This is a genomic window from Halalkalibacter sp. AB-rgal2, from assembly GCF_041821005.1.
GTDB lineage: Bacteria > Bacillota > Bacilli > Bacillales > Bacillaceae_D > Halalkalibacter.
The window spans coordinates 142,094-155,424 of sequence record NZ_JBGUAV010000005.1; the positions used below are offsets into that span (position 1 = coordinate 142,094).

Below are 13,331 nucleotides of genomic sequence, written 5' to 3' on the forward strand. Positions count from 1 at the left end.
TCTCAAAGAGAAGGAACAACAGGACAGGGGAGATACATAATGAGTTTTATTCACTTACACCAATTAACGAAACAATATGCGAAGTCTGATCATATTGCAGTTGACCATATAGAGCTGAGTATTGAAAAGGGTGAAATTCTGACTCTACTCGGTCCGAGTGGTTGTGGGAAAACAACAACGTTACGCATGCTTGCTGGCTTTGAAAATCCCACATCCGGTACAATTTCGATTGATGGACAGGAGATTGTAAGTGATCGTACGTATGTCCCAGCTGAAAAGCGTGGAATTGGAATGGTCTTTCAAGACTATGCGTTGTTTCCCCACTTAACGATAGAAAAGAATATAACATTTGGTTTAAATAAATGGAGTACGCGTGCCAAGAAGGGGCGTGTTAAAGAAGTGTTAGAGCTAGTAGGGTTAAGTGAATTTGCGAAAAGGTATCCAAGTGAGCTCTCAGGAGGGCAGCAACAGCGAGTGGCTCTTGCCCGTGCGTTAGCCCCTAAACCTCATGTTGTATTAATGGATGAACCATTCAGCAACCTAGATGCTGGTTTACGTGAGCGAATGAGATATGATGTGACAGCAATTTTACGAAAAGCGAACACAACAGCTGTTATTGTCACACATGATCAGAAGGATGCATTTGCTGTTTCTGATCGAGTGGTGGTGATGAACGAAGGGGTTATCCAACAAATTGCCACACCAAGGGATATGTATCGCTGCCCAAAAAACTGCTTCGTTGCTCAATTTGTCGGTAAAACGAACTTGTTAGTGGGCACGCTTTGTCCTGATTTAAAGCATGTTGATACGTATATTGGTCGTGTTACATTGCCTAAGCAAAGTGAGGAGCTTATGGAAAATGTGCGTGTTTCGATTCGTCCCGAAGGGTGTCAATTGGCAGAAAATGGGGGATATTCTGGTCGTGTAGAGCGAGTGACCTATAGTGGTGAATATCAAGAGGTTGAAGTCTTATTAGGCGACAATGAACAAGTCCAGCCTATCGTTGTATACGCTCCGATTGAGCAGGAGATCGAAGTCGGACAGGTCGTCGCTTTTGATATAAAGACTGAATTAGTTGCGCTCGTGGAAGCGTAGGCGTTTGTTTATCATTATTTTGCCCAATATAAGTGGTCACTACGAGGTGGATTTTTAGTGTTCTTGGATTGGCTGCCTATTTGTAGTGGCCATTTTATATGGAGTATGGAATGTTAACCATATTGCGAAAAAATATTGACAATTGAAATAAGCTCAATTATAATTCAGTTTATGTTATTAATTGAAAGTGATAATCACTTTCAATTAAGTGAATAAAATGTATTAGGGGGATCAAGATGAAAAAAGGATTAAAGCTTTTACTTGCTAGTTTACTTGTATTGTTACTGTTTGTTGTTGCTGCTTGCGGAGGTAACGATGAAGAGCCAGAAAGTACAGAAGGTGATGATCAAGCCGAAGAACAGCCCGTTGAAGATGAAAATGATGACAGTGATGAAGTCGCTGTAGAATTATCAGGGGAACTTGTAGTATACTCTTCACGTAATGAAAATTTCGTACAAGCGTTATTAGACAAGTTTGCAGATGAAACAGGTGTAACTGTTAATGCGTTACATGGTGCTGATCCACTACAAATTGAAGAAGAGCAAGGCAATGTACAAGCTGACATTTTTATTTCTAATGATCTTGGTGCATTAGAGTATTTGAATGGTCAAGGTTTATTAGTAGGCTTTGATCCAGAAGGTGTTGAAACGATTGATGAACAGTTTCGTGCAGATGATAATGCGTGGATTGCATTATCAGCAAGAGCACGAGGATTTATTTATAACAAGGATTTAATTTCAGAAGATGAAATGCCTACAAGCATGGAGGATTTATTTGACCCAGAATGGGCAAATGTTGAAAATGGATATGCGATTACTCGTGGTGGTAACGGTGGTATGATTGGAAACGTTTCAGCGCTACGCTATGAGTGGGGCGATGAGCGTACTGCTGAATGGATTACTGCGATTAAAGATAATGCTGCTGGAATTTTTGAAGGGCATGGTGATATCCGTCGTGCTGTTGGCGCAGGTGAACATGCATTTGGGCTTGTGAATAATTACTATTATCATCAGCAATTAGAAGAGCCATCTGATAATAATGTAGGATTTATTTATGCAGATCAAGAGGATGGACAAATGGGTGCGATTGCTAATGCAGCTGGTGTTGGCTTAGTAAATGAAGCTCCAAATGCAGAAAATGCTCAAGCATTTATCGAATGGGTTCTGAAGCCAGAGAATCAATTGGCATTTGTCGGTGAATCTCTTGAGGTTCCAATTAACCCAGATCTTGATCCACCGTATGAAGCGGCATTACCATTCAATGAATTGCATGTTCAAGACATGCCGTTGAAGGAACTAGGAAATTACTTCGAAGATACAAGAGCATTAATTGAAGAATCAGGGCTTGATCTTGATTTAAGATAATGATGGACTAGGAGAGGGCAGCATGGATAAGCACGATCATAATAAAGAACAAAAACAGCATCAAGCTTATCCTAAGGTTGGAGAAAATCATTCTCCAACCCTTCTCCATTTTATGAAAAAAAAATGGCTGAATAGCTGGAATGGGAACCCTCCGGGACCTGTTCTTTTATTCGTCGGTAGCTTAGTTGCACTGATCATGTCGATACCGATTATTTATGTCATTTGGCGCTCTCTATTTGCTGGGAAGGATCGTTGGATGAGATTGCTAGATGGTCGCATTCCTGAATTGTTGTGGAATACGTTTTCATTGACAATAGCAGTGACCGCTTTTGCTGTCATCATTGGTATTTCTCTTTCATGGTTAGTCGTTCGGACTGATTTACCTGGGAGGAAAGTGTGGCAATGGTTATTGGCGTTGCCGCTCGTGATCCCACCGTATGTTGGTGCGGTTACATACATTATTGTTATGGGTCCAAGTGGCTGGCTACGAGATTTGTGGCGCGACATTTCTTTTCTCGTCGAATGGTTTGGACAATATCCGCTTAATATTTATTCATTTTGGGGCGTTTTTTTTGTTTTGACAATGTTTACATATCCATATGTGTTTCTTATTGCTAGTGCGTCATTACGAAAGATGAATCGTAATTTTGAAGAGGTGGCTCGTTCTCAAGGGTTAAATACAGCGCAGATTTTTTGGAAGGTTAATTTACCATTTTTACGTCCGGCGATCGGAGCAGGGGCGATTCTGATTTCTTTATATGTGCTTTCCGACTTTGGTGCTATAGCGATGCTCCGGTATGTGACGTTTACAGCTGCGATTTATTTTCAACGTTCGAGCTTTGATACAGCCTCTGCTTCTGTTTTGAGCCTTGTGCTAATCGTACTGACGATTTTGATCTTATGGATTGAGTCAAGGACGCGGAGGAAAAGTCACTATTATCAAACGAGTAATACATTCCGAGAGCCAGAAATATTATCATTAGGAAAATGGAAACCTTTCGCCTTTCTGTATGTTTGTTGTGTGTTTCTCGTTTCAGTTGTCTTACCAATTGCCGTTCTGATTTATTGGTCGGTTATTGGGATGGGAATGGGTGCTCTTGATGCAAGGTTTTTCGGCTTTGCGTGGAATAGTATACTCGTATCAGGTCTCGCTGCATTATTATGTATGCTGCTAGCATTACCGATTATTTATTTGAAATCACGTTATCCATCAGGGTTGACGACTTTCATTGACAAATTAAGCTATGCTGGCTATGCGTTACCTGGTGTGATTGTTGGTTTAGGAATGATCTTTATTTTTAATAATCATATTCCAGCGTTGTATAACACGTTTTACATGATTGCGATTGCTTTTGTCATTCGCTTCTTACCACAAGCGATGCAATCGGGGGAAGCCTCGCTTAGCTTAGTGTCACCTCGAATTGATGAAGCGGCAAGGAGCCTCGGTTATCCACCGTGGAAGGTGATGTTTAAAGTGATCCTACCAACGATTCTTCCCGGTGTATTAGCAGGGGGGGCGCTCGTATTTGTAAGTTCAATTAAAGAGCTACCAGCTACATTAATGCTAAGGCCGCCTGGCTTTGATACGCTAGCTGTCCGGGTTTATTTTGAAGCAACAGAGGCGATTTATCATTTGGCTGCACCTGCAGCGTTACTAATTATTGTCGTTTCGGTTATTCCGTTGCGTTACTTGTTAAAGAAGTACTAATCGATATTGTCGGTTGAAAGAGAGGCTGTAAATACAAGGTGCTTGCCATCTTGTATAATGGCCTCTTCTTTTTTTACAGAAATAAAACGATGTTGACGGTGGTGGCGGTTTCGTACGTTACACGTTCTCTTTCAGTAAGGCTTTAGCGCTTGTAACGCCTGGATTTGACGAAATGAACAAGTATGAATGGAAATGAATGATAAGAAAAGGGAATATTTAGAGGTCTTGTATGATATACTGTCCACAAACTAGGATATAAGGAGTTATAACTATGACAGATCAGGTACCTGTTATTTCATTACGAGATTTGATGATGAAATATGATGATGAGTATGTCTTACGAGGCATAAATTTAGATGTGTATGAAGGCCAAATTATTGGCTACATCGGACCGAACGGGGCTGGGAAAAGCACAACCGTTAAAATTATGCTAGGGCTTGTCCAAGGATTTACGGGCTCGGTGCAAGTTCTTGGAGAAGATATTGCAAATGGAAGAGTCGAGTATAAACGGAAGATTGGTTATGTCCCTGAAGTCGCTGAATTATATGATATGCTGACAGCTCAAGAGTATTTAACGTTTATTGGTCAGCTGTATGGAATTGAGAAGGAAGCAGCTGATTATAAAGCGCGTCGACTAATGAAGCAATTTGAATTGGAGGAGGTCTATTATTCTCGTATTTCTTCTTTTTCAAAAGGGATGCGTCAGAAAGTTTTACTTATTTCAAGCTTATTACATAATCCTGATGTACTATTTCTTGATGAACCGCTGAGTGGTTTAGATGCAAATAGTGTGATGGTTGTAAAGGAAGTAATGGCTCAATTGGCCTCTCAAGGTAAAACGATTTTCTATTCATCACATATTATGGATGTTGTTGAGAAAATTAGTAATCGAATTGTGCTCATTTCGGAAGGGAAGATTATTGCAGATGGGACGTTCGATGAGCTAAGAGAAAAGAATTTAGAAGGCTCATTAGAAGAGATTTTTAATGAATTGACTGGCTTTCATGAGCACCGAGAAATCGCAAGTAAATTTGTTTCGATTGTTCAAGAGGTGTAAGGATGAAGGATTATTTACTGCTACGTTTATTAGATCGATGTAAAAAAGTATTTCGCTTGCTTGGAGTCGATTTTACTGACATAAGAACGATCTTACAAGTGAAGTTTGAAATGGATCAGCGACGTGTTCCGACGGTTTTTGCCGATTCAGCAAAGAAGGAAGATAAGAAAAAGAATCAATTTTTATTATCATTAGGGTTATATGCCCTATTTGGTCTTATTTTAATTCCCTTTCTCTTTGGTGAAGAGTACTTATTCCAATTAAGTATTGTCTTTTCAATTTATATGTTTCTTGTCATGTCATCGCTAATTTCGGATTTCTCAACTGTGCTACTAGATGTGCGTGACCGATCGATTCTAGCAACGAAGCCGATTACTGAGAAGACGTTGGCGGCGGTGAAAGTGATTCATGTCGCAAATTATTTAATACAATTATCGTTAGCGATTATTGCGATTCCACTTATTGTAGCAATCTCTGTGAAAGGAATTGGATTTGCCTTCTTGTTTCTAAGTAGTATCGTTTTTTTAAATTTATTCATTATTGTCATCACAACATTATTATATTTACTAATATTACGTTTCTTTAATGGTGAAGTGCTGAAGGATATGATTAATTATGTTCAAATTGGGCTTTCTATCGCGCTGATTGTTGGGTATCAAATTGTTGTTCGTTCATTTGAATTTGTTGATTTGAACATAGAGTTTCAAGCAGCGTGGTGGCAATTTTTCTTACCGCCTATCTGGTTTGCGGCACTATTTGAGCTCATTTTAAATCAGGTTGTAAATGCATATTTTATTAGCTTTACGAGTCTAGCGATTTTCGTTCCTATTGTGGCGATGGTCTTTTACGCACGATTCATGCCAACCTTCGAATATTATTTGCAGAAGCTTGACAGTCATGAGAGAAATACGAGGGAACGAAAGAAAAGATGGCTTACGTGGATATCAAATATCATCTGCTCTAGTAAGGATGAACGAGCCTTTTTCCATTTTGCTAATATTGTCATAAAAAGGGAGCGCCAATTTAAGCTTAAGGTGTATCCATCTATTGGTCTTGCACTTGTCTTGCCTTATCTCTTTCTTTTCTCAGAAATGAGAAATAGCACTTGGGGAGAGATCGCAAGTAGTCAGTGGTATTTGTCGATGTATTTTACGATTTTGCTCATTCCAACTATAGTCGTAATGGCGGAATATTCTGAAGGCTACAAAGGAGCATGGATTTATGAGTCTTCACCGTTAAAAGGGTATCATCTTGCGGTTAAAGGAACACTAAAAGCATTATTAGTAAAGCTAGTGTTGCCGTTGTATGTACTTGTTTCGATCATTTTTCTTTGGATCTTCTCGATTAGAATTATTCCTGATTTAATTGTATTGATCTTTTCAAGTATGCTCTATATGGCCATTTGTCAGCTGGCTGCTGCGCGTATAAAGCGTCCTTTCTCCAAATCATTTAAAGTTATTCAAGATAGTAAAGGGTGGCAAATGCTCGGCTTAGTCTTATTAGGTGGTGTATTTTTCTTAGGTCATTACGTTAGCCTACAGTTTACTGGTGGGGTATATGGTTATTTACTTATGGTAATAGTTGCGAATTGGCTCGCATGGAGGCGGATTTAGTTGAATGATGTAAAAAAACATATTTTTCTTGTCGGAATTCTATTGACTTCTTTTCGATAAGGTATTAAAGTTAGATTATTCATTTTTGACAGAAAATTAGATAAATAGACTCTTATCAAGAGTGGCAGAGGGACTGGCCCGATGACGCCCAGCAACCGTTCTTACTTGAGAAACGGTGCTAAATCCTGCAAAGTATGACGGTTTCATACTTTGAAAGATGAGAGAGGATTTCAATCATAGCATGATGAACCTCTCTTTATGGATAAGAGAGGTTCTTTTGTGGTCAATGAATGATAGTGATGAAAGAAAGAGAAAAGGGGAGCTGGAGAAATGAAGAAAGTATTGAAACATGCGATTGCACCACTTGCACTTGGACTACTTCTTGTAGGGTGTGGTACAGCTGAAGACACAGGACAAACAGGACAAGCTGGGAGCAATGATAGTGATGTGAGCTTTGAAAGTGTTCCAGAGCGTTTTGCTGAAGGAGAAGATGTAAACATTAAAGTCATCCGTAAAATCGGTGGTGACGATCATACAGCGCAATTTTTAGCTGGAGCCCAAGAGGAAGGGTCAGCTCTTGGATTTGATGTTGAAACATTTACAGCTAATGGAAATACGGAAGCATTTCATGATGCGATTGCACAGGCGGTCAATGGTGACTATGATGGTGTCATTATTTCTCATGGGGATGATCAGGCTACGATTGAAGGTGTTCGAGATTTAGTGGATAGTGGAAAAAGCGTTGTAGCGTTTGATTCAGATGGTGGTTTAATAGACATTGAAGGTGTCACATTAACGTCTCAAGATGATGAAGAATTAGCATCATTAGCGTTAAATCAATTAGTAGAAGATTTTGATGGTGAGGCGAATATTGTTTACCTATGGGTCGATGGATTTCCGCCAATGGTTAGACGTAATAATGTGTACCAAAAAGTACTTGATAGCCATCCAGGAATTAATGAGCTTGAACGCTTTGGGGTAGCGGCAGAGGATACATCAGTCCAAACACAGAATGCAGTTTCGGCGATGTTAACTAAGTATCCAGAAGGTGAAATTGATGCGATCTTTGCAACGTGGGATGCTTTTGCGATTGGTGCGACAAGAGCATTGAAGGAAGCAGGACGTGAGGATATTGCGATTTATGGTATTGATATTTCAAATGCAGATTTACAAGAGCTACAGGAGGAAGGAAATCCATGGAAGTATACAGCAGCTGTTGATCCGAAATTAATTGGCGCTGTTAATGTGAGAATTTTAGCTAAGAAGCTTGCTGGGGAAGAAACGCCACAAACGTATGACCTTGAAGCTTCATTAGTATCACAAGATCAATTACTAGGGCAAGAAGAGTCTGTGAATATGGTGAACCTTGCTGATATTATTGAAGGTTGGGGACAATCAGATGCTTTCGAAGAAGATTGGATGAAAGAGCTTAAAGAGCATTATCAGCAGTAAAGTTAAAGAGGATCTCTTAAAGGAAACTGAAAAAGTAAAAAAAAACAAACTTTTTCAGTTTCCTCTCTTTGGGTGTCTAAAAGCGGAGTTAGAGCTCTTTTAGACACCTCCTTATGTTTGAAGAACTGAAAAAGGTTTTTTATCTATTGCTATTCCCTCAGCTAAGTGGTGAGGATGTTGAAAGAGTATGAGGAAAAGACGTAAGGTGGGGAAATCGTCATGACGACATTACATATGGAAAGCATATCAATTGAATTTCCTGGTGTAAAAGCGCTTGATCAAGCAACGTTTCAGATTGAAACGGGTGAAGTACATGCATTATTAGGGGCTAATGGCGCTGGGAAATCGACTTTGATGAAAGTATTGTCAGGGGCGTATAGTCATTATTCAGGCTCTATATCCTTTGATGATGTTGAGATGGAAATTCGATCACCAAAGGACGCTCAAAATGCCGGTGTTCAAATTGTTTATCAAGAAGTAGACACGGCTTTGATTTCTTATTTGTCGGTAGCAGAAAATATTATGCTAAATGAAACGGTTAATGAATTAGGGAAGAAACAATTTGTTAGCTGGTCATTGATTCATGATAAGACTAAAGCGATATTAGAAAAAATGAATATTCGTATTTCTTCAAAAGCACTCGTTAATGAATTGACGCTTGCCGAAAAGCAAATGGTCTTAATTGCAAGAGCGGTACGTTCAAACTGTCAATTTCTCATTTTAGATGAACCGACAGCACCTTTAAGTCAAACTGAAACGAATGAATTGTTTCGTATTGTAGGAGAGCTAAAGGCTAGTGGAGTCGGAATTATTTTCATTTCACATCGGTTGCCAGAGATCTTTCAAATTTGTGATGGAATTACGGTGATGAGAAATGGACAATTTGTTCAACGAGTACGAACGGCAGAAATAACACAAAATGAAGTGATTGAGAAAATGCTAGGCAAAAAGCTCGAAGATCAATACCCGGATCGCTTTGAGGTGAGTGGGGAGCGTATCCTAGAAGTAAGAGGACTTTCAGATAAGCAAAAGGTACATGATGTGAATTTTCACGTTCATGCAGGTGAAATTATTGGAATAGCAGGACTTGTAGGAGCCGGAAAAACAGAGTTATGTAAAGCGTTATTCGGAAAATCAACGAATCTATCTGGAGACGTCTTACTTAAAGGAAAGAAATTAAAGCTGAAAGCACCCCATCAAGCTGTTCAGCAAGGCTTAGCGCTCGTTCCAGAAGAACGACGTAAAGAAGGGGTCCTTGTAACAGAATCTGTTACGACAAATTTGACAGCGGCTAGCTTGTCTTCCTTCACTAGGCTATTCGGATTTTTAAATGTGAGAGCAGAACGTAAAAAGTCAGTAGAGGTGATTCAAAGTCTAGGGATCAAAACCCCATCAGAATTAGCTCTAGTTGAACATTTATCTGGTGGAAATCAACAAAAAATCGCCATTGGAAAATGGTTGATTGCTGATGCGGACGTCTACATGTTTGACGAACCGACAAAAGGTGTTGATGTAGGGGCAAAAAAAGATATCTTTCTCTTAATACAAGAATTAGCGAAGCGAGGAAAAGCGATTATTTATGCTTCATCAGAGCTAGCAGAAATTGTTGGTGTAACGAATCGTGTGTATGTGATGTACGATGGAAAAATGGTAAAAGAGGTACAGACAATAGAAACAAATGAAGAAGAGCTACTGTATTTCTCGACTGGAGGGGACTAACGTGCAAGAAGTATCAGAAAGAAAAGAGAAAAAGTTTGATGCATTTCGTTTCTTTTATAGATATGGAACGTTGCTAACGATCGTTGTGCTGATTGTATTCTTCTCATTGGCAACCGATTCCTTTATGCAAAGTTCAAATATGATAAATATTTTACGTTCGATTTCAATTGTGACGATTATTGCTATTGGGATTACGATCTCTTTATCTGTCAATGGCTTTGATTTATCAGTAGGCTCAGTTGCATCCTTATCGAATGCCATCGTTATTTCGATGTTCGTCTGGTTTTCACAAAATACGTTCGTAGCGATCTTCGCCGCTTTAATTGCGGCTTTACTTGTTGGAGCATTTAATGCCTTTATGATCGTGAAGGTAAAAATACCTGATATGCTTCTAACACTTGCAACGATGTTTATCGTACAAGGGATTGCTTTAACGTATACGAAAGGGGCAACCGTTTCTGAAAATATGGTGATGTCAGACGGCTCGTTTGCAACGGGAACGTTAAGCTCGTTCTTCTTACAGCTTGGGCGAATTCCTTGGATTATTATTATTATGATCATTTCGGTCATTCTCGTTCATATTTTCCTAACCTATACGAAGCATGGTCGGTTTATGTATGTAATAGGTGGGAATGAGGAGGCTGCAAGATTATCAGGAATACCTGTTAATAAATATAAAGTCACTGCCTATTTATTATCAGCACTATTTGCTGCTATCGGGGGGATCGTGCTAGCGTCAAGAGTTGCTACAGCGGAAATAAACGCTGGTACTCCATATTTAATGGATGCTGTGGCAGCAACATTTATTGGATTTTCTGTTCTCGGAGCAGGTAAACCTAATGCAATAGGAACGTTTTTTGGTGCTGTATTAATAGGCATCTTGTCCAATGGTCTAGTGATGATGTCTGTACCTTATTATTCGATGGATATAGTAAAAGGGACAGTGCTCGCCTTTGCGTTAGCAATTACGTATTATAAATTAAAAAAATAGATTTTATAGAGGTTGTTCAAAAAGGGATGTTTTTCCCTTTTTGAACAACCTCTAAGCAATGAGAGTAGTTGCTACATCTCTTAAAAGTCTTGTGGTGAGTGGTTTTCTGACCACAGACGCGTAGCGAACGGAGCCATTGCTATATTTTTCGTGGTGTTTTTTGATCATGCTCTTGTAGCTAGGAAGATTAGAGAAAGGCTACGTTAGGTATGTAGAAGAAATTTATTTTTTTCTGAAGCATGTCTTTTCTTTGTTATTCATAAGGAAAGAATGATAAAATAATCTCTGAAGATTTGGGCAGGTTTTCCACTCTTTTTATCGAACTAATTATAGTAGTCTATTTTTTCGAAAGGGGTTAGGTCCATGAAATATCGTACGCTAGGGAAAACTGGATTAGACGTGTCCGTAGTTGGAGTTGGAACGTGGCAATTTGGAGGCGAATGGGGCAAGGAATTTACCCAAGATGAAGTAAATGCTATTTTGCAGCGAGCGAAAGAAGTTGGCATTAACTTTATTGATACAGCTGAATGTTATGGTGACCACCTTTCAGAGTCTTTTATTGGCAACTATTTAAAGCAGGATGAGCGAGAAGATTGGATTGTTGCGACGAAATTTGGACATAAGTTTCATGGGGCGTTTGATCGTACGAATCATTGGAGTGCCGAGGAAGTGATACAGCAATTAGATGAATCCCTGAAAGCGCTTAAAACGGATTATATTGATCTGTATCAATTTCATTCTGGTAGTGATGAAGCGTTTCGGAATGATGGACTATGGACAGCGTTAGATAAACAAATTCAAGCAGGGAAGGTTAGACATTTAGGTATTTCCATCGGTGCTAATGATAACATTTATCAAACCGATATGGCATCTGAGTTTAATGCTAGTGTGATTCAAGTCGTTTATAATCGTTTAGAGACGGAGCCTGAAGAGAAGGTGTTTCCTTCATGCGAACGACAACAATTAGGTGTCATGGCACGAGTACCATTAGCAAGTGGCTTTTTAAGTGGGAAATATAAGCCAGGAGCATCCTTTGTTGACAGTGATGTCCGTTCTCATCATGATCAATTGCAGTTGCAGCAGAAGCTCGAATTAGTTGAACGGATTCAACGAAATGAAGTGCCAGAAGGTGTTAATATGGCACAATGGGCGCTTGCCTGGTGCTTGAAGCATGAAGCAGTGACAAGTGTCATTCCTGGATGCAAAAATGTAGAACAAGTTGAAAGTAATGCGTTAGCGGCTACATTAGATATGGTTAGTGAAAAGCACCCACAATCTGTTTAATGGTGGCACATAAAGAAGTAGGAGAGATAATATGACATATGTAGCAAGTGATAATCGATATGATTCGATGATATATAATCGTACAGGGCATTCTGGATTGTTTTTACCAGCGATTTCGTTAGGTTTATGGCATAATTTTGGTGGTGTTGATACGTTTGAGAATGGTCGAGCAATGCTACGTCGGGCATTTGACTTAGGGATTACTCATTTTGATCTGGCTAACAACTACGGTCCTCCTCCTGGATCAGCGGAAGAGATGTTTGGGAAGATATTACAAACGGATTTCAAGCCTTATCGTGATGAAATAATCATTTCGACGAAAGCAGGATACCATATGTGGGACGGACCATACGGCGAATGGGGATCGAAAAAGTATTTAATTGCTAGTCTTGATCAAAGCTTAAAACGAATGGGTCTTGATTATGTTGATATTTATTATTCACATCGACCAGATCCTGATACCCCACTTGAAGAGACGATGGCTGCTCTTGATCAAGTTGTTCGTCAAGGAAAGGCGCTCTATGTTGGGATTTCAAGCTATAGCGCGGTGCAGACAAAAGAAGCTACTCGTATTCTAAATGATTTAGGAACTCCATTGCTCATTCATCAGCCGAGTTATTCTATGCTAAATCGTTGGATTGAAGAGGATGGCTTACAGGATGTATTAGAAGAGGAGAAGGTTGGTTCAATTGCCTTCTGTCCATTACAGCAAGGTCTATTGACGAATAAATATATGAAAGGAATACCATCACAATCTAGAGTAGCTAAGGAGACGGGAGCTCTTGGTGAGGATCAAGTGACCGAGCAAGTGATACGGAAGATTCAAGGCTTACATGAAGTCGCTGCAAGACGAGGTCAAACACTTGCTCAAATGGCGTTAGCATGGGTGCTACGTAATGGAAAGGTGACCTCAGCTCTAATCGGAGCAAGTAAGGTGAGTCAGATCGAAGACAATGCTCAAGCAGTGAGCAATCTTAAATTTTCACAGGATGAGCTTGATGAAATTGACCGAATTTTACAAGACTAATGAAATGAATATGGTCAAAAG

10 protein-coding genes and 1 riboswitch are annotated in these 13,331 nt (G+C 39.5%); all 10 genes read left to right on the top strand.

Annotation, left to right across the window (positions count from 1 at the left end):
- Nucleotides 1-39 precede the first annotated feature (39 nt).
- The 10 genes from ACERJO_RS06320 (at nt 40) to mgrA (ending at nt 13,310) form a co-directional block, all read left to right on the top strand.
- Nucleotides 40-1,095 (top strand): ABC transporter ATP-binding protein, encoded by a 1,056-nt coding sequence (locus ACERJO_RS06320; protein WP_373646943.1) that lies wholly within the window; start codon nt 40-42, stop codon nt 1,093-1,095.
- 236 nt (nt 1,096-1,331) lie between these two features.
- Complete coding sequence (locus ACERJO_RS06325; RefSeq protein WP_373646944.1) at nt 1,332-2,459, top strand: extracellular solute-binding protein; 1,128 nt, start codon at nt 1,332-1,334, stop codon at nt 2,457-2,459.
- A 22-nt stretch (nt 2,460-2,481) separates the two neighbouring features.
- Nucleotides 2,482-4,167 carry an ABC transporter permease gene (locus tag ACERJO_RS06330; RefSeq protein ID WP_373646945.1) on the top strand — a complete coding sequence of 562 codons (1,686 nt, stop codon included), beginning with the start codon at nt 2,482-2,484 and terminating at the stop codon, nt 4,165-4,167.
- A gap of 271 nt (nt 4,168-4,438) precedes the next feature.
- Nucleotides 4,439-5,224, top strand: a complete 786-nt coding sequence (locus ACERJO_RS06335; RefSeq protein ID WP_373646946.1) for an ABC transporter ATP-binding protein — start codon at nt 4,439-4,441, stop codon at nt 5,222-5,224.
- A gap of 2 nt (nt 5,225-5,226) precedes the next feature.
- Nucleotides 5,227-6,837, top strand: coding sequence for a hypothetical protein (locus ACERJO_RS06340; RefSeq protein ID WP_373646947.1), 1,611 nt, complete (start codon nt 5,227-5,229; stop codon nt 6,835-6,837).
- Nucleotides 6,838-6,946: 109 nt separating this feature from the next.
- Nucleotides 6,947-7,061: riboswitch (SAM riboswitch) on the top strand.
- Between the two features lie 106 nt (nt 7,062-7,167).
- Nucleotides 7,168-8,289 carry a sugar ABC transporter substrate-binding protein gene (locus ACERJO_RS06345; protein ID WP_373646948.1) on the top strand — a complete coding sequence of 374 codons (1,122 nt, stop codon included), beginning with the start codon at nt 7,168-7,170 and terminating at the stop codon, nt 8,287-8,289.
- A gap of 219 nt (nt 8,290-8,508) precedes the next feature.
- Nucleotides 8,509-10,008, top strand: coding sequence for a sugar ABC transporter ATP-binding protein (locus tag ACERJO_RS06350; protein WP_247105920.1), 1,500 nt, complete (start codon nt 8,509-8,511; stop codon nt 10,006-10,008).
- A gap of 1 nt (nt 10,009) precedes the next feature.
- The gene (locus tag ACERJO_RS06355) at nt 10,010-10,999 is read left to right on the top strand and encodes an ABC transporter permease (RefSeq protein ID WP_247105921.1); all 990 of its coding nucleotides are present in this window, start codon (nt 10,010-10,012) and stop codon (nt 10,997-10,999) included.
- A 363-nt stretch (nt 11,000-11,362) separates the two neighbouring features.
- The gene (locus tag ACERJO_RS06360; protein WP_247105922.1) at nt 11,363-12,283 is read left to right on the top strand and encodes an aldo/keto reductase; all 921 of its coding nucleotides are present in this window, start codon (nt 11,363-11,365) and stop codon (nt 12,281-12,283) included.
- A 31-nt stretch (nt 12,284-12,314) separates the two neighbouring features.
- Nucleotides 12,315-13,310, top strand: a complete 996-nt coding sequence (gene mgrA / locus ACERJO_RS06365) for an L-glyceraldehyde 3-phosphate reductase (RefSeq protein ID WP_373646949.1) — start codon at nt 12,315-12,317, stop codon at nt 13,308-13,310.
- Nucleotides 13,311-13,331 lie beyond the last annotated feature (21 nt).